General features: G+C 71.6%; 19 protein-coding genes and 1 tRNA gene. 11 read left to right on the forward strand and 9 right to left on the reverse strand.

Annotated elements, in window-relative coordinates; genetic code table 11:
* Window positions 1–175, reverse strand: a 175-nt coding sequence (locus ACME2J_RS15345; protein ID WP_495545839.1) for a type II toxin-antitoxin system HicB family antitoxin, incomplete at its 3' end; no start/stop codon positions are given.
* Window positions 176–180: 5 nt separating this feature from the next.
* Complete coding sequence (locus tag ACME2J_RS15350) at window positions 181–414, reverse strand: hypothetical protein (protein WP_495545807.1); 234 nt, start codon at window positions 412–414, stop codon at window positions 181–183.
* A gap of 181 nt (window positions 415–595) precedes the next feature.
* On the opposite strand from ACME2J_RS15350, the gene ACME2J_RS15355 reads away from it, so the two are divergent.
* From ACME2J_RS15355 to ACME2J_RS15365, 3 genes are all read left to right on the forward strand, one after another.
* Window positions 596–823: a hypothetical protein gene (locus ACME2J_RS15355; protein WP_495545808.1), complete on the forward strand. Its 228-nt coding sequence runs from the start codon at window positions 596–598 to the stop codon at window positions 821–823.
* Entirely contained in the window at window positions 820–1,389 is a 570-nt protein-coding gene (locus tag ACME2J_RS15360; RefSeq protein WP_495545809.1) for a hypothetical protein, read from the forward strand. Before ACME2J_RS15355 ends, ACME2J_RS15360 begins: the two co-directional genes overlap by 4 nt.
* Window positions 1,390–1,624: 235 nt before the next feature.
* Window positions 1,625–1,867: a hypothetical protein gene (locus tag ACME2J_RS15365; RefSeq protein ID WP_495545810.1), complete on the forward strand. Its 243-nt coding sequence runs from the start codon at window positions 1,625–1,627 to the stop codon at window positions 1,865–1,867.
* Between the two features lie 290 nt (window positions 1,868–2,157).
* On the opposite strand, the gene ACME2J_RS15370 is transcribed toward ACME2J_RS15365, so the two are convergent.
* On the reverse strand, window positions 2,158–2,652 hold the full coding sequence (locus ACME2J_RS15370; protein ID WP_495545811.1) for a hypothetical protein: 495 nt from the start codon (window positions 2,650–2,652) through the stop codon (window positions 2,158–2,160).
* A 125-nt stretch (window positions 2,653–2,777) separates the two neighbouring features.
* On the opposite strand from ACME2J_RS15370, the gene ACME2J_RS15375 reads away from it, so the two are divergent.
* From ACME2J_RS15375 to ACME2J_RS15385, 3 genes are all read left to right on the forward strand, one after another.
* A complete protein-coding gene (locus ACME2J_RS15375) occupies window positions 2,778–3,155 on the forward strand; it encodes a hypothetical protein (RefSeq protein ID WP_495545812.1) in 378 nt (125 codons plus the stop codon).
* A 199-nt stretch (window positions 3,156–3,354) separates the two neighbouring features.
* Window positions 3,355–3,798 carry a PASTA domain-containing protein gene (locus tag ACME2J_RS15380; protein ID WP_495545813.1) on the forward strand — a complete coding sequence of 148 codons (444 nt, stop codon included), beginning with the start codon at window positions 3,355–3,357 and terminating at the stop codon, window positions 3,796–3,798.
* 11 nt (window positions 3,799–3,809) lie between these two features.
* Window positions 3,810–4,370: an Rv1352/Rv1906c domain-containing protein gene (locus tag ACME2J_RS15385; protein ID WP_495545814.1), complete on the forward strand. Its 561-nt coding sequence runs from the start codon at window positions 3,810–3,812 to the stop codon at window positions 4,368–4,370.
* 193 nt (window positions 4,371–4,563) lie between these two features.
* Here the strand turns inward: ACME2J_RS15385 and ACME2J_RS15390 are convergent, their stop codons facing one another.
* The 3 genes from ACME2J_RS15390 to ACME2J_RS15400 form a co-directional block, all read right to left on the reverse strand.
* Window positions 4,564–5,256: a hypothetical protein gene (locus tag ACME2J_RS15390; protein WP_495545815.1), complete on the reverse strand. Its 693-nt coding sequence runs from the start codon at window positions 5,254–5,256 to the stop codon at window positions 4,564–4,566.
* Between the two features lie 201 nt (window positions 5,257–5,457).
* Window positions 5,458–6,819: a tyrosine-type recombinase/integrase gene (locus ACME2J_RS15395; RefSeq protein WP_495545816.1), complete on the reverse strand. Its 1,362-nt coding sequence runs from the start codon at window positions 6,817–6,819 to the stop codon at window positions 5,458–5,460.
* A 315-nt stretch (window positions 6,820–7,134) separates the two neighbouring features.
* Window positions 7,135–7,404 carry a DUF4235 domain-containing protein gene (locus ACME2J_RS15400; RefSeq protein WP_495545817.1) on the reverse strand — a complete coding sequence of 90 codons (270 nt, stop codon included), beginning with the start codon at window positions 7,402–7,404 and terminating at the stop codon, window positions 7,135–7,137.
* A 567-nt stretch (window positions 7,405–7,971) separates the two neighbouring features.
* Between ACME2J_RS15400 and ACME2J_RS15405 the strand changes: the two genes are divergently transcribed.
* Window positions 7,972–8,103 (forward strand): hypothetical protein, encoded by a 132-nt coding sequence (locus ACME2J_RS15405; protein ID WP_495545818.1) that lies wholly within the window; start codon window positions 7,972–7,974, stop codon window positions 8,101–8,103.
* A 6-nt stretch (window positions 8,104–8,109) separates the two neighbouring features.
* Here ACME2J_RS15405 and ACME2J_RS15410 read toward each other — a convergent pair whose 3' ends face one another.
* Window positions 8,110–8,943, reverse strand: a complete 834-nt coding sequence (locus ACME2J_RS15410) for an SDR family NAD(P)-dependent oxidoreductase (protein WP_495545819.1) — start codon at window positions 8,941–8,943, stop codon at window positions 8,110–8,112.
* A 53-nt stretch (window positions 8,944–8,996) separates the two neighbouring features.
* A tRNA-Trp gene (locus tag ACME2J_RS15415) sits at window positions 8,997–9,068 on the reverse strand.
* A 254-nt stretch (window positions 9,069–9,322) separates the two neighbouring features.
* Between ACME2J_RS15415 and ACME2J_RS15420 the strand changes: the two genes are divergently transcribed.
* Window positions 9,323–9,961: a hypothetical protein gene (locus tag ACME2J_RS15420; RefSeq protein ID WP_495545820.1), complete on the forward strand. Its 639-nt coding sequence runs from the start codon at window positions 9,323–9,325 to the stop codon at window positions 9,959–9,961.
* Between the two features lie 115 nt (window positions 9,962–10,076).
* Window positions 10,077–12,212 (forward strand): alpha-glucan family phosphorylase, encoded by a 2,136-nt coding sequence (glgP, locus tag ACME2J_RS15425; RefSeq protein WP_495545821.1) that lies wholly within the window; start codon window positions 10,077–10,079, stop codon window positions 12,210–12,212.
* Here glgP and ACME2J_RS15430 read toward each other — a convergent pair.
* The gene (locus tag ACME2J_RS15430) at window positions 12,154–14,559 is read right to left on the reverse strand and encodes a heavy metal translocating P-type ATPase (protein ID WP_495545822.1); all 2,406 of its coding nucleotides are present in this window, start codon (window positions 14,557–14,559) and stop codon (window positions 12,154–12,156) included. The genes glgP and ACME2J_RS15430 overlap by 59 nt on opposite strands.
* Window positions 14,560–14,651: 92 nt before the next feature.
* Between ACME2J_RS15430 and ACME2J_RS15435 the strand changes: the two genes are divergently transcribed.
* Both ACME2J_RS15435 and arsM read left to right on the forward strand, forming a co-directional pair.
* A complete protein-coding gene (locus ACME2J_RS15435) occupies window positions 14,652–14,996 on the forward strand; it encodes an ArsR/SmtB family transcription factor (protein ID WP_495545823.1) in 345 nt (114 codons plus the stop codon).
* A complete protein-coding gene (arsM, locus tag ACME2J_RS15440) occupies window positions 14,984–15,886 on the forward strand; it encodes an arsenite methyltransferase (RefSeq protein ID WP_495545824.1) in 903 nt (300 codons plus the stop codon). The genes ACME2J_RS15435 and arsM overlap by 13 nt, the downstream gene beginning before the upstream one ends.

Here is a 15,886-nt window from a genome sequence, read left to right on the forward strand (position 1 = left end):
CACTGAACCCCAGGACCGCCGCCGAGAAGTTCCACGGCGAACGGGACATCCTCCTCGCGGATCCGGCTTCGGCCTCCTCGCGGGTCGCGCCGACGGAGACGCAGCCGGGGAGGTCGGGCAGGTAGACGCCCCAGCCGTCGGCGTCGCGCTCGTAGACCGCGAGGTACTCGGGCACCGCGGTCAGCCGGCGGCTGAACTCGGGGCGGGGATGACGCGCCAGTTGCCGTCAGCGGTGACTAGCACGACCGGACGTCCCTCGTCCATCGCCTCGGCGATGCTCTGCCCGGCACGGGAAGTGCCCGCGTCGACGAACAGTGCGCCGTCAGGCACGAGCAGCTCGCCGGTGGCGATGTGATGATCCGTGACCTCCTGAAGGACATCGGCTGCAGGCGTGTTGCTCATGGTCGTCTCCACGCGTGGATGATCGCTTCGCATCGGTCGCGCCCCCTCACGGTAGGCCGCAGTCACACCCGGCGCAAGCGGCCGTCGTGGCGCGTCTCCGGCGCGCGGTCGTCCCGTCCAGGCCGCGGTCTACCGTGCGTCGCCGTCCATCGGTCCACCTGACTGTTGACTTTTTCCAACGCCACCGACTACCGTGAGAAACAGACACCCGAAGCCGGAGATCGAAGCCGCCCTCAGGTACGCCGAGGCGAAGGGCTTCGAGGTCCGCGACGGGGTCGGCCATTGGGGCATCGTGAGGTGCCCGAGTCGCGATCCCGAGGACTGGTGCCCCAAGCCGCTGTACGTCTGGAGCACGCCGAAGAACGCCGGCAACCACGCCAAGCAGATCCGCCGTTACGTCGATCGATGCCCGCACAAATGACCGAGCACAGCTTCACCCTCGTCTTCCAGATGAGCGAACCGTCGCTCGAGCCGTTCCTCAACGCGCTGGTCGACGCGGGCTGCGACGACGGGACCTTCTCGGGGCCCGCCCCCGACGGGACGTTCATCGCCGACTTCGACCGCGAGGCGCCGTCCTTCGGCAGGGCGGTCGCATCTGCCGCGCAGGCGCTTCGGACGACGCTGCCTGGGTTCCACCTGCTGCGGGTCGAACCCGACGACCTCGTCTCACAGGCCGCGATCGCCGAGCGCGCCGGGCGCAGCGTCGAGAGCGTGCGTCTGTACATCGCCGGCCAGCGCGGCCCGGGGTCCTTCCCCCCCGCCCTGGCCGCGATCAACCACAAGACGCTCGTGTGGAGCTGGGCGGAGGTGGCGCGCTGGTGGAAGCAGGCCCTCGGCGAGACCGTCGACGATGCCGAGAACGCGACGTTCATCGCGCGCCTCAACGCGAAGCTGCGCTCAAGCGTTGCCGGGCGCGAGCGGCACGCGAGCGACGACGACGAGCAGGTCGTGCGCGAGATCGTCGAGGGCGAGCTCGTAGGCCGGTAGCCGCCGAGGAATTCGGCCGAGGTCGTATTCGCTCGGTGGACGCCATGCTGGAACTGCGCGCGAGGCGGAGCGGCCGCTGGGTGGTCGCTGGACGAGGGTGGCACGCGTCGCAGCGAGGGAGCCTCGGCGTTGGCGCATGCTTGCCCGAGCGACCGGTTAGGAAAGGATGCGCGCTTTCCTTTCCTAGCGAAGCCGTGAGGGAAAGGATGGCGACGCGCAGAGCAGTAGTCCACGCGTGGACGCCGCCGCGTGGAGCCTGATCGACGCGCTGCCGGCCCACTCGATCGTCACGGTGCCGGTCGCGGTCGTAGCGACCGGCCGAACCAAGCCGGCGGTCGCCACCGCGATCGCAGAACTCGAGAACGACGGGATCCTCATCCGCCTCTCGGAATCCGCTCGCAATCGGGCGTGGGAGGCAGACGGCCTGCTCGACCCCATCGTCGAGCTCGAGTCGGGCAGCCCCTCCCGAGGCACGTGACCGCAGGCGAGCACGGGGCGGTCATCGAGAGTTCGCCCGCTCCCTGACGCCCCTGCGCCACCGCGAGGGCCCGCCGCGACCGCGCCCCGCGGATCCCCCGTCGCGAACGCCGCCGTGAACTTGTCCGCCACCTCGTGCGCCCGCCGCGCGTGCAGGTAGCGGTTCGTCGTCGTGACCGAGCTGTGGCCCATCGCGGCCTGGGACGGTCGCGGTCGATGCCGGCGGCCGTCGGTGCCGGCATCACCGAAGCTCAGAACTCAAGCTGCACCCGTGTCAGCTGCGGCACCTCCTCACGAAGGAGATGCGCTCGGGGCGTCGATCCCATGATGCGAGAGCTCTATCGACTCAACCTCCGGGCGCGCCTTGAGATCGCGGGTCAGCCGAAGTTTCCAGCCGTTGACGTGCGCGTTGAATCGAGCGAGCTCGTTGACGGTCCCGCGCGGGATCCGCCATGCCTGCTCGACGTGCATGTGCGCGGTGAAAACGACGAGGATCAGCGCGGTATAGCCGTCCTGATGCCGTATCGGCGAGAACCCGAGACTCGTCTTCGGCGTTGTTCGACGGCACGCCTTGACCTGAAGAAGATCGTCCCCCACGGCGACGTCCCAGGCAGCCTGCGCGAAGGCGCCGCGGGTGCCGCCATAGTGGCGGGCGACCAGTTCCTCGGCGATGTCGCCGATCGGGTTGTTGTACGTGCGGATGACCCCGCGCTCGTGCAGGATGTCGAGGCTGCCGGTCCAAGCGTCGAGCAGTTCGCGATTGGTCAAACGCGAGAGATCGAGCATGCCGCGACGCTAGTGCCATCGGGCCGGGATGCCAAACGGACATAGTGGCCTGCGCCGGTTGCACGGGTGATCCGTGATCTGGCAGCGTGCGGTTCATGGTTCGCGCGCAGACAAGGCGGGCCCTCGTGGCCTCCGCGCTGACCGCGGTGCTGGTCGCCGGCTGCGGCAGTGACGGGGACAATCAGGCTGGCTCGGAGGCAGACATCCAGCGTCCGCCGCGACCCGAGGAGCCTCAGTACACAACAGAAGAGGTCCTCGCGCGCACCGGCATCGTCGAGTTCGACAATGGGCTGTCCTACGGGCTCCCGGGCTCCACCGACTCAAGCGATGCGTGCGGCGCCGCCGTCATTCTGATTGGTCCGCAGGAGATCGACCTGTACGCCAGCGCTGGAGACACAGTCGCGACGAACCCTGATGTCACCGTCGGCGTGAAGGTCGTGGCGGCTCCCGAAGATGCGCCCGAATGCTTCGACAGGTGGACAGAGGTCCTCGCGGAACTGTGACTGAAGGCCCAGCCACCCCAGCCCATGAGCCCTTGAGAAAGCAGAGAGCGCCGCACGGCATCGGCCTATGCGCTGAGCGCGGGCCCTGATCTTCAAGGACGACCGCGCACATAGCTCAGGAACTGAAATACCGCGACAAGGGTTGCAATCGCCCGGTGGGTGCGGTTACTTGGCACCTGTCCACTCTTGGGAGGTTCCGATGACGCGAGCGATCGTCCTCAGCTGCGCGGCGTTCCTGGCTCTTGCCGTCGCCGCGTGCGGCGAGGAGAACGACACGGCTGCCGTCACGGAAACCGTCGTCCAGACCGTTGAGGCGGCCCCGATCGCCGACCCCACCAGCGAGGCTGCCCCAGAGGCCGCACCCGAGTCAGACGTCGAGGAGGTCGAACCGGACGTCGCCTCGTCGAGCGGGCGTGGCGACTGCATCACCGTCCCCGATGTCGAGGGTGAGGATCATCAGCTCGCCCAGGACACGATGCAGGCCGCTGGTCTCTACATCCTTGACGAGGAGGACGCGACGGGTCAAGGGCGCATGCTGATCCTCGATCGCAACTGGACGGTCGTCGAGCAGAGCCCGGCTGCCGGCGAGTGCGTGAGCGACGACACGACGATTCTCTTGCGTTCGAAGAAGGACGGCGAGTGATGCGACGGGTCGTGGCAGTGCTCCTCTCCGCAAGCGCGCTCATGGCCGCAGGGTGCGGCGACGACGAGGCGCAGATCACGCTCGACGAAGCAAAGGAGCAGGCGACCCGGATCATCGCAAACGCCCGCAACGAGGCGAAGACCATCCGGGAGACTGCGACTAAGGACGCCGAATCCGAGCGCGAGAAGATCGAGGGCGAGGTCGCCGAGCTGCGAAAGGATCGCGAGGGCGTGAAGGAGTCGCTCACGAATACGCGCGAGAAGCGCGACGGCGTCCAGTCCGAACTCAAGGACCTCCGCAACGAGGCCGCGGGCGTGCGAGCGGAGATCAAGAAGAACTCATTCGACGGGGACGGCACGTACATCGTGGGCGAGGACATCAACCCCGGCACCTACCGGGCGCAAGAGGCCACGTCGGGCAACTGCTACTACGAGCGACTCAACGACCTCGAAGGCAACATCGACTCGATCATCACCAACGAGAACACGAGCGGACCGGTCGTGCTGAACGTCGCGCCGTCCGACTACGCGATCAAGGTCTCGGGCTGCGAGGAGTTCAAGAAGGCCGGTTAGGCGCTCGCGGCCGCGGGACCGCATGCCCGACAACCGCCGCCATGTCGCTCATGATGGGCAGCTCTCCTGCACCCTCGCCCCGGTGCCGCGTGGCCCGGGACGAGACGCCCGTCGATCTCCACGCCATCGAGATCTACACCGACCACTCTCACGACGCGGGCACCGAGTCCGTCGCGAGGGTCATAACGCCACGCTAGGGGTGCGACTCATGCTGCCCGTCGGTCGGGGCATTCCGCCTCAACTCGTCCAGCGTGGGGAGCTTCGGCAGCGCGGGGACCTCGATCGTCGTCACCGAGCCGTCGTTGAGCGCCGCCTCGAGAATGAGCTCGACGGTCGCATCGGTCCCGAGGCCGAGGATGAACGTCCCGTCGTCGGCTGGCGCCGCCGTTGCAGAGCCGAGCCGGACCTCCTCGACGCGATCACTCGCGACGCCCCAGAGAATCGTCTCGCTCTCGTCGGTCTCGGGGGTTGCGGGGTTGTCGAATAGCTGGGCTCGCGAGAAAGCAACCACCTCGTGGTCGAGACACATCCCGGTCTCCGCCAGCGGGGCCGGAACGAAGCCGTCGGGTGAGGTACCACCGACGACGCCATCGACGGCCCGGCCATAGGTCGCGCAGCGTCGGCCGCTGGTGTCGGAGAACCCCGCTACGCCGACCGCTCCGAGACCGCTCGGGGCCGGGATCGTGGCCGAGGCTGCGGGATCCGACCCGCGAGCCGGGCTGACGGCGCTCTTCTCGCTGGGGTCTGGCGATCCGCTTGCGACCGTGCTCGCGACTGCAATTCCGGCCGTCGCGGCTACCACGACGATGATGGGAATCAGGAGGAATCGGCGCATGCGGTCTCGTCTCAGCAGCGCGCTGACCGCCATCGACGTGGACTCGGCCATCGACCGTACGCTCGTCCGGCAAGCGCGTCAAGCGTTGGAGTTCCGCACTGGCGGGGCGCCAGAGTGCAGTAACGAACCCTACGGCGACATGTGTCGCACGCACGCGCTGCGCGGTTCGTGCCTCCAGTCTGCCGCCATCGCTCACCCTGGCACCCGAGCGCTGCACGTGGTCGCGGTCAGCGGACCCGCCCGGGAAAGACGTCAGCCCCGCGCACCGACCGTTCCGACCGCACCCCGCGCATCCCCCGTCGCGAACGCCGCCGTGAACTTGTCCGCGACCTCGTGCGCCGGCCGGGCGTGGAGGTAGCGGTTCGTCGTCGTGATCGAGCTGTGGCCCATCGCGGCCTGGACGGTCGCGAGGTCGATGCCGGCGGCGACGAGCAGCGAGCCGAAGGTGTGGCGCAGGTGGTGGACGTGCAGCGGTCGCAGGCCGGCGGCGTCGCGAGCCCTCACGAAGCGCCGGTAGAACGCCGGCCCGTCGAGGCGACCGCCGACGCGCGAGGCGAAGACGAAGTCGTCGGGCTCCGTGAAGTCGCCGCGCTGCGAGACGCGGTCGAGGGCGCCCGCGGCCTGGGCGCAGAGGCCGACCTCGCGCGCGCGGCGTGACTTCGTCGAGTCGGCGACCTCTCCCCCACTCACGGCCCGGCGGACGGTGACCTTGCTGCCGGCGAAGTCGACGTCGCGCCACTGCAGCGCGAGCAGCTCGCCGCGGCGCAGGCCGGTGTACGCGGCGACGCGCACGAGCTCACCGTCCTGACGATCTTCGATCGCGCGCCAGGTCAGCTCGTCCTCGTCCGTGATCCGAGCGTGCGCCGCGGCGTCGCGGTGCTTGCCCTCGGCCATCGCGCGGGCGAGAGCCTCGACCTCCTCGACCGAGTAGTAGTCGAGCGGCTGCTCCGCGGGCTCGCGACGCTTGTCGGCGTGGACGGCCGGGTTGCGCGGCAGGTTGAACGTCGATGGCTTGGTGCCGTAGCCGTAGATCGTCCGGATGAGCTGGCGGTGGTAGTTGACCGTGCGCGGCCCGACGCCGGTGCGGGCGACCGCGTTGAGGACGGCCTCGACCTCGCGGGTCGTGACGTCGACTGCAGGGCGGTCGCCGAGACGGCGCATGATGATGCCGGTCGCCTTGCCCCCTCCCCGCCGGTGGGGAGTGCCGGGCTCGGCCAGCGTGTAGCGGTAGGCGCGCACCGTCGACGGCTTGGCTCCGCGCACGAGCTCGAGCCACTCGAGATACGCGTGCGCGAGCTCTCGGAACGTGACGGGCCGGTTGCGGTAGCGGTCCCCGGCCTCGCGCAGCTCGGCGTCGACTCGCTGGACGAGCGCGTCGGCGGCGACCGTGGCGCCCTTGCGGTCGAGGTGCGTCGACGGAGTGCGTCCACGCCGCTTGACCCAGCCGCCCTCGCCGTCCGGCTCGATCCACGCGCGCCCGACGCGGCGCTTGACCTGACGGGTCGTCCCGTCGCCCGCGCGATGGCGCCACGCGACCTCCCAGAAGACCTCGCCCGTCGGCCCCGACCGGGCGCTCAGGAAGTACGGAACCGGGGTGTCGGGAGCATGCGCCACGGGAGCACTGTACTGCGCCTCTCGGTCGTGGGTAGCGCTGGGTAGCGCTCGCCGCCGTGGGTAGCGCTATGGGTAGCGCTCGAGCCGAAAACGGCGTAAAACAGGGCTCTATCGCATACTTCAGAGCCCTTGGACAAGCGCTCTGGACGGAAGGCACACCGCTTCCAAGCTGAATGTCGCCGGTTCGAGCCCGGTCGCCCGCTCTGAGGAAAGGCCTGCACGTCGCGGGCTTCTCGCGCACCCAGATCTCTCTCGCTCAGCGAGAAAGATCCCGGGCACGTCCGGAGACGGGAGGGTGGACCGATCCGGCCCGGCTCACTCGCCCTCGCCGGTCTTTCCGATCCAGGTGCCTTCGGACCGCGCGACCGCGACGCGGAGGCTGCGGTCGAGACCCATGCGCGCGAGCTTGTACAGCGTGCCCTCGAGGACGGCGGCGGGGAGGAGCATCGCCCAGCTGACGTCCTTCTGCGCGGTGTCGGGCGGCGAGCTGTCGAACGCGGCCGTCCACAGCTTCGCGGCGATCTTCTGGCCGACGATGCCGGACGCGATGATGAGCGGGAACTCGGCTTTGAGAAGCAGCTTCATGATCCGAGCGCTACCCGGCGGGGTGACGTCCGCCACCCTCGCCCCCGCCCACCGGCGGACGCAAAAGGGCGAGCGACCACACCCGCGCGGGCGCTGTTCAACAGTGCTGAACGACTTCGCGGTTCACCTTTCCCGGAACTCGACCCGGGTATCCGCGTTGTGTGACCACAGACATGAGCAGCCATCGCTACAGCTACCCCAGGGTCATCCCCCACCCCCGCCCCGTCCAGACAGTCGCGACAGTGGCGCCCCCGGAGAAGAAGCAGTCCTCCGGCGAGACGACCGCCGAGCGATCGCGTCGGTCGGACGACTGACGGCCGCCGGCCGTCGCCGCCGCTCCCCCGTCGCCCGACGACGGCGAGAAGCGCGGCGGCGAAGCAGTCGGTGACGGACAGGAGGTCCGGGATCACCGTCGCGAGCGGACCCGCCCCGAAGGGTGGCCGGCTCCGCTCCTCTGGAAGATCCACGGAAGGAAGACCCCGATCGGGACCCTCGCCGGTCGATGCCGCAGGAGTCGCTGCGCGAGCGTAACTTCATGGCGATGGACGCGTTGTTGTCCACAGAGCCATGAACACGCACCGCTACTCCTACCCGACCGTCACCCCCCTCCCGCGCCCCGCGCAGTCCGCGAGCCCCGCGCCGAGCGTCAAGCCCGCCTCCAGCGCGGCCGCCGACAGCCGGGACGACCGCGACTCCTGACGCACCTCAGCCGGCCGGGCGCCTCTCCTCGGTCGGCACCTCTCCCGTCTCGTCGAGGATCGACGCCGGCGGCCACGGGCCGAACCAGTTGTCGAGGCCCCCGTCGAGGGTGACGACGCTCCCGCTCAGCCGCCGGCCGAGCGGTGAGACCAGGAGCGCGACGAGCTGGGCGAACTCCTCCATCCGCCCGAGGCGCTGCAGCGGCACGCTCGCGGCGATCTCGCGCGTCACCGCGCCCGGGTACTTCGCGAGCGACTCGGTCTCGAACCTGCCGATCGCCGCCGCGACGACGCTCACCCCGCGGTCCGCCCAGCGACGGGCCGCTTCCCGGCCGGCCTGCTCGACCGCCGCCCGCGCGACCCCGGTGTGCGCCATCCCCGGCATGCCCTGGTGCGAGCTCACGGTGACGTTGACGATCGCCATCCCGCCCGGTCCGAGCGCGCGGTCAACGGCGGCCTCCATCATCCGCAGCGTCCCGCCGACGTTGAGCCGCACGACCGCCGACCAGCCCTTCGGCGCGAGCTCCTCGGCCGGCACGAAGTACTGACCGCCCGCGTTGTTGACGAGCGCGTCGATGCGCCCGTGACGCTCGACGACGGCGTCGACGATCCGCCGCGCACCGCGGTCCTCGCGGATGTCGCCGTCGATCCACGTCGCGTCGTGCCCGATCCGGCCGACCGCCTCCTCGAGGACCTCGGTGCGCCGACCCGCGACGACGACGTGCGCGCCGCAGCGGGCGAGCTCGTGGGCGGCGGCGAGCCCGAGGTTCGTCCCGCCGCCGGTGATGAGCGCGACTCGCCCGTCGAGCGCGCCGGGAGCGAAGATCGCGGAGCCGGACATGCGCGCACCCTATCCGCGCGGTCCGCGGCGCCGCCGCGGCGCCGCGAACGCAGCGGGGGAGCTGGGATTCGAACCCAGATTCACGGTTTTGGAGACCGTGCGCATAGCCCTTAACTCACTCCCCCGAGGGAGGCCTGAGTGTATCCAGCCGGGCACGAGGGCACCCCTCACGCCCCCGGCCTGCCGCGAGAACCCAGACCGTGCCGCATGGGGACCGCCCTCGAGTTCTCGCGCCCGGCGGCCTTCCCCCGGCGGACCGAGCCACAGCGCGACGGGGGCTCGAGCGCCCGCCGAAGCGCTCGCCACCGCGCATCGCCGCCACCACGCCCGGGTAGCGGCCGCCCAACCGTCCACCCCACCCCGACGAGGAGGGACGCGCGTGCAGGAGATCGCTCCCGGCATCCATCACTGGAAGACGTTCCACGAGCCGATCGGCGCCGAGGTGAGCTCGTACCTCATCGAGCCGGCGGGGATCGTCATCGACCCGAAGGTCCCCGAGCGGGGACTCGACGAGCTGCCCGCCCGCCCGCATCAGATCGTCCTCACGAGCGGTCATCACCTGCGTGACGCGATGGTGTTCGCCGAGGAGCTCGGGATCCCGGTGCGCGCGTCCCGCGAGGCCGCCGAGCACATCGGCGAGCAGGGCGGCGCGCAGAGCGAGATCTCGACGTTCGACGACGGCGACGAGGTCGCACCCGGCGTCACCGCGATCCACATCGGCAAGCTCTCCGACGACGAGGGCGCGCTCCTCATCGAGGCGGGCGGCGGCGCGATCGCGCTCGCCGACGGCCTCAACCGGTACGGGGAGGCTCTCGGGTTCTTCCCCGACGAGCTCCTCGGCGACGAGCCCGACCGCGTCAAGGCCGGTCTCATGGACGCCTTCACCGGCCTTCTCGAGCGCGACTTCGAGCACCTGCTCTTCGCCCACGGCGACCCGCTCGTCGGCGACGGCAAGTCCGCCCTGCGCGAGTTCGTCCAGCACCCCGTCGGCCAGGAGGACTTCGGCAAGCAGCTCTGAGCCCGAGGGACGCCCACTTCCGCACGCCGCCGATGAGGGCGTTGCGACGCCGACGCACCGCCCTCATCGGCGCGGACATGGTGCAGGAAGCGCCGGTACGGGAAAGTGGAGCCCTATGGCCGACGCTCCGGAGAGACGACCCGCGGGCGCGCGCGACCTCGCCGCGTGCGCCGACGACCTCGCTCAGCGCGTGCCCGAGCCGCTGCGCGGGCTCGCCCACGTCGCCTACGACCTGCGGTGGTCGTGGGACGACGAGGCCCTCGCGGTCATGGGAGCGATCGACCCCGAGCGGTGGGAGGCCTCGCACCACAACCCCATCCGACTCCTCCGCGAGGCGCCGTTCGCGCGCCTCCTCGCGGCGGCGGAGCATCCCGAGCTGGGCCCGCGCATCGCGGAGCTCGCCAAGCGCGCCGCCGTCCCGCCGCTCCCCGTGCCGGCAGACCCGGTCGCCTACCTCTGCGCGGAGTTCGCGATCCACCACAGCCTCCGCAGCTACGGCGGCGGCCTCGGCGTCCTCGCCGGCGACATCCTCAAGGAGTCCGCGGACCTCGGCCTCCCCGTCGTCGGCGTCGGCCTGCTCTACCGCCAGGGCGCCGCGCACCAGCGCACCGACGCCTCCGGCTGGCAGCACGACTGGTGGTCGACGATCGACCCCGCGATCCTCCCGATGGCGCGGGTCACCGGCGCCGACGGCGAGCCGCTGCTCATCACCGTGCCGATCGGCGACCGCGACGTCGTCGCGCAGATCTGGCGCCTCGACGTCGGCTCCGTCCCTTTGTTCCTCCTCGACGCGGACCGTCCCGAGAACGATCCGGCCGCTCGTTGGATCACCCAGCGGCTCTATGACGGCGACCAGGCGATCCGGCTCGCGCAGTACGCGCTCCTCGGCGCGGGCGGGATCCGGGCGCTCCGCGCGATGGGCCTCGACCCGCGGCTCGTCCACCTCAACGAGGGCCACGCCGCGCTCGCGGCGCTCGAGCTCGTCCGGGCGCGGCGCGAGGCCGGAGACGACGTCGACGGCGCGCTCGCCACCGCGCGCGAGCAGACGATCTTCACGACGCACACCCCGGTGCCGGCCGGCAACGACACCTACGACCACGGCCTCGTCACCGCGCAGCTCGGACGGCTCGCCGACGAGTCCGGGCTCGGCGTCGACCGCCTCGTCCGGCTCGGGCGGACGAGGCCCGACGACGAGCACGAGCCGCTCGGCGTCACCCAGCTCGCCTTGCGCACGAGCCACGCGGCGAACGGCGTCGCGAAGCGCCACGGCGAGGTGAGCCGCGAGATGTGGCGCGACCTCTGGCCCGACCGCCCCGTCGAGGACGTCCCCATCGGCCACGTGACGAACGGCGTGCATCTGCCGACCTGGCTCGGCGGACCGATGCGCGCGCTCCTCGACCGCCACCTCGGCGAGGGCTGGACGAGCCGCGCCGACGACCCGGCGACGTGGGCGCCGATCGACGCGATCCCCGCGGCGGAGCTGTGGGCCGCGCGCTGCGCGCAGCGCGCGGCGCTCGTCGGGTTCGCCCGGCAGCGCGGCGCGTGGAACCGGCTGCACCGAGGCGACGAGCGCGTCATCCCGCCCGAGCAGGATCTCGATCCCGACGTTCTGACGATCGGCTTCGCGCGGCGCATCGCCACCTACAAGCGCCTCTCGCTGCTCGTCTCCGACGTCGACCGCGCGCTGCGCGTCGTCGGCGGCGAGCGGCCGGCGCAGATCATCATCTCCGGCAAGGCGCACCCGCGCGACGAGCACGCCAAGCACACGCTCCAGGCGCTCTTCAGCGCCCGCGCCGACCCCCGCGCCGCCGGCCGCGTCACCTTCCTCGACGACTACGACACGGAGATCGGCGCGCTCCTCACGCAGGGCTGCGACGTCTGGCTCAACCTCCCGCGCCCGCCGCTCGAGGCGAGCGGGACGAGCGGGATGAAGTCGGCGGCCAACGGCGGGCTCAACCTCAGCGTCCTCGACGGCTGGTGGTGGGAGGCCTACGACGGCGAGAACGGCTGGGCTCTCGACGGGACGGTGGACCACGGGGACTTCAGCGCCCGCGACTGGCGCGACGCCCAGGCGATGCTCGATCTCTTCGAGCAGGCGGTCGTCCCCCTCTTCCACGATCGCGACGCCACCGGGGTCCCGCAGGGCTGGATCGCGATGATGCGGGCCTCGCTGCGCACGAACGGCCCGCGGTTCAGCGCGACGCGGATGGTGCGGGACTACGCGACGAGGCTCTGGGGGGTCGAGGGGTAGCCTCGCCCGCCTCTTGCTGCGGCAGCCGCAGCCGCTTGAGGGCGACCGCGTTGAGCGCGACGATGATGCTCGATCCCGCCATCGAGATCGCGCCGACCTCGGGGCGCAGGACGAAGCCGAGCGGCTCGAAGACGCCGGCGGCGACGGGCAGCGCGAGCCCGTTGTAGCCGACCGCCCAGCCGAGGTTCTCGCGCATCTTGCGCCTCGTGCCGCGGCTGATGGCGACCGCGCCGGCGACGTCGAGCGGGTCGGAGCGCATGAGCACGACATCGGCCGTCTCGACGGCGACGTCGGTGCCGGTGCCGATCGCGATGCCGACGTCCGCCTGGGCGAGCGCGGGGGCGTCGTTGACGCCGTCGCCGACCATCGCGACCTTGCGCCCCTGCCGCTGGAGGTCGCGGATCGTCGCGGCCTTGTCGGCGGGAAGCACCTCGGCGATGACCTCCTCGATGCCGAGCTCGGCAGCGACGCGCTGCGCCGTCGGCCGGCTGTCGCCGGAGAGCATGACCGGCCGCACGCCGAGCTCCTGCAGCGCGGCGATCGCCGCCGCCGCGGTATCGCGCGGCGCGTCGGCGACGGCGATGACCGCCGCCGGCCGGCCGTCGATCGCGACGTGGACGCTCGTCCGCCCCTCGCCCGCGAGCGCGTCGGAGCGCTCGGCGAGCTCGGCGCGCGAGATGCCCTCGCGCTCGAGGAGGCGTGCGTTCCCGACGGCGAGACGACGTCCTTCGACGATGGCGAGCAGCCCGTGGCCGGGGACGGCCTCGAAGGACTCCACCGCCGGCACGGCGAGGCCGCGGGCCGCCGCCGCGTCGACGACGGCCTTCGCGAGCGGATGCTCCGAGTCGCCCTCGGCCGCGGCGACGAGGCGGAGGACCTCGTCCTCGTCGTCGCCGCCGGTCGTCGCCACGGCGACGACCGCCGGCTCGCCGCGCGTGAGGGTGCCGGTCTTGTCGAGGACCACGGTGTCGAGGACCGCCGCCTCTTCGAGCGCCATCGCGTGCTTGAAGAGGATGCCGCGCTCGGCCCCGAGTCCCGTGCCGACCATGATCGCCGTCGGGGTCGCGAGGCCGAGGGCGTCCGGGCACGTGATGACGACGACCGTGATCGCGAAGAGGAGCGACTCCTGGAGGTCACGCCCGATGACGAAGTGCCAGACGGCGAACGTGAGCGCCCCGCCGACGAGGGCGACGAGCACGAGCCAGAACGCGGCGCGATCGGCGAGGCGCTGGCCGGGCGCCTTCGAGCTCTGCGCCTCCTGGACGAGCTGGACGATCTGGGCGAGGGCCGTGTCGGCCCCGACGGCGGTCGCACGCGCGCGCAGCGTCCCGTTCTTGTTGATCGTCGCGCCGACGAGCGGGTCGCCGGCCGCCTTCTTCACGGGCAGGCTCTCGCCCGTCACGGTCGACTCGTCGACCTGGCTCTCACCGTCCTCGACGGTCGCGTCGACGGGCACCTTCGAACCGGGCCGGATGAGGAGCAGGTCGCCGACGACGACCTCGGCGGTCGGGACCTCGACGGGCTCGCCGTCGCGGATGACGACGGCCTTCGGCGGGGCGAGGTCGAGCAGCTTGCGGATCGCGTCGTTCGCGCCGCCGCGAGCCCGCATCTCGAACCAGTGACCGAGCAGCACGAAGGTCGCGAGCATGCCGGCGGCCTCGTAGAAGACCTCGCCCTCGATGAACGTCGTCGCCGCCACCGAGTAGACCCAGCCGACGCCGATCGCCACCGCGACGAGGACCATCATGTCGAGCGTCCGCGCGCGCAGCGCGACGACGGCGCCCCGGAAGAAGATCGACGACGCCCACAGCACCACCGGCAGGCTGAGGAGCAGCTGCCAGACGTCGCGGTCGACGTCGAACGGCGTCGCGAGCTCGGTGCCCAGCAGCTCGGTGCCGACCATCGACCACAGCACGATCGGGACCGTGAAGACGAGCGCGACGAGGAAGCGACGGAGCATGTCGCGCTCCATCGCGGCCATCGACATGCCGGCGTGACCGCCGTGGCCGTGCCCGTGAGCCGCCTCCGCCCGTGCCGCGCCGGCGCCGTGGTCGGCCGCCGCGCCGTGCGCCGCGGACTCGGCCAGCGGGTCGCACACGTGCCCGGGGACCGACCGGCCGGCGCAGTGGTAGCCGCACTCCTCGACCCAGGTCCGGAGCTCGGCGACCGAGGTGGCCGTGGGGTTGTAGACGACGGTCGCGGTCTGGGCGACCGGGTTCGCGTCGACGGAGACCACCCCGGGGCGCCCGCCGAGCGCACGCTCGACGACCGCCTTCTCGGAGGCGTAGTGAAGGCCGCCGACGTGGAGCAGGGCGTTGGCGGGGTCGAAGGGCTCGGCTCGGGACATGGGCGAACAATATACCCCCTGGGGGTACCATACGTGAGCATGCGCACACGCGGGTCGCGCGGTCGTGTACGCTCATATCAAGGAGCACTGTTATGAGCCTGTCGACCGAGACCTCCGCCTCGTGCCCGCCCGCCGCGTCGTGCTGCCCGCCGTCGCACGGGGTCGACCCCCGTCTCGACGCCACGCGGATCGCGACCGTCGCGAAGGCGCTGTCCGAGCCGCTCCGGGTCGAGGTGCTCGACGTCCTGCGGCGCAGTCCCGACCCGGTGTGCCAGTGCGAGCTCATCGCGCTCTTCGACGTGAAGCAGTCCCTTCTCGCCCACCACGTCCGCAAGCTCGTCGACGCGGGGCTCGTCGACGTCGAGCGCCGCCACCGGTGGGCCTATTACTCCGTCCCCTCCGACGCAGCGAAGGAGCTCGTCACATGGCTGACATGACCACCCCGCCGACCCCGCCGTCCTCCTGCTGCTCCGACGAGGCGCGAGCGAGCTGCTGCACGCCGTCCGACGCGGCCGGGTGCTGCGAGCCCGCCTCCGAGCGCTGCGGCTGCGCGGCCGGGGACGCACGCGACGCGGCCGACGTCCGCGAAGCGGTGCGCGAGACCTACGCGGCCGCCGCGCGCGCCATCGCGGACGCCCAGGGCACCTCGTGCGGGTGCGGGCCCGTGAGCACGACCGACGCCTCGGGAGCCGAGGTCTTCGGCGCGGCCCTCTACGAGGGCGCCGAGACGGAGGGGGCGAGCGTCGGGGCGTCGCTCGGATGCGGCGTCCCGACAGCGGTCGCCGACCTGCGAGAGGGCGAGACCGTCCTCGACCTCGGTGCGGGCGCGGGCGCGGACGTCCTCATCTCCGCGCGGCGCGTCGGCCCTCACGGCAGGGCCATCGGCGTCGACATGACCGACGAGATGCTCGCTCTCGCGCGCGCGAACGCGGCAGCGGCCGGCGTCGCGAACGCCGAGTTCGTGCAGGGCGACATCGAGGACCTCCCCCTGCCGGACGGATCGGTCGACGTCGTCATCTCGAACTGCGTCATCAACCTCGCCGCCGACAAGCGTCGAGTGCTCGCGGAGGCTCAGCGCGTGCTGCGGCCCGGCGGCCGCTTCGCCGTGTCCGATGTCATCGCCGACCCCGACATGGACGACGCGACCCGCAGCGACATCGCCGCCTACACGGGCTGCATCGCGGGAGCGCTCACCGAGGCGGACTTCCGCAAGGCGCTCCTCGATGCGGGCTTCACGGACGTCGAGATCCGAGAGACGCACCGCGTCCATGCACACGCCGCGTCCGCGATCGTGCGGGCGCGCAAGCCGGCGGCGGCAGCCGGCTGA

Source organism: Paraconexibacter sp., from assembly GCF_059438195.1.

Bases quoted from the DNA above. Each gene is read 5' to 3' on its own strand.
- ACME2J_RS15360 (WP_495545809.1), top strand. From the start codon at position 820: ATGACCGAGCACAGCTTCACCCTCGTCTTCCAGATGAGCGAACCGTCG.
- ACME2J_RS15370 (WP_495545811.1), bottom strand. From the start codon at position 2,652: ATGCTCGATCTCTCGCGTTTGACCAATCGCGAACTGCTCGACGCTTGG.
- ACME2J_RS15380 (WP_495545813.1), top strand. From the start codon at position 3,355: ATGACGCGAGCGATCGTCCTCAGCTGCGCGGCGTTCCTGGCTCTTGCC.
- ACME2J_RS15390 (WP_495545815.1), bottom strand. From the start codon at position 5,256: ATGGCCGAGTCCACGTCGATGGCGGTCAGCGCGCTGCTGAGACGAGAC.
- ACME2J_RS15400 (WP_495545817.1), bottom strand. From the start codon at position 7,404: ATGAAGCTGCTTCTCAAAGCCGAGTTCCCGCTCATCATCGCGTCCGGC.
- ACME2J_RS15405 (WP_495545818.1), top strand. From the start codon at position 7,972: ATGAACACGCACCGCTACTCCTACCCGACCGTCACCCCCCTCCCGCGC.
- ACME2J_RS15410 (WP_495545819.1), bottom strand. From the start codon at position 8,943: ATGTCCGGCTCCGCGATCTTCGCTCCCGGCGCGCTCGACGGGCGAGTC.
- glgP (WP_495545821.1), top strand. From the start codon at position 10,077: ATGGCCGACGCTCCGGAGAGACGACCCGCGGGCGCGCGCGACCTCGCC.
- ACME2J_RS15430 (WP_495545822.1), bottom strand. From the start codon at position 14,559: ATGTCCCGAGCCGAGCCCTTCGACCCCGCCAACGCCCTGCTCCACGTC.
- ACME2J_RS15435 (WP_495545823.1), top strand. From the start codon at position 14,652: ATGAGCCTGTCGACCGAGACCTCCGCCTCGTGCCCGCCCGCCGCGTCG.
- arsM (WP_495545824.1), top strand. From the start codon at position 14,984: ATGGCTGACATGACCACCCCGCCGACCCCGCCGTCCTCCTGCTGCTCC.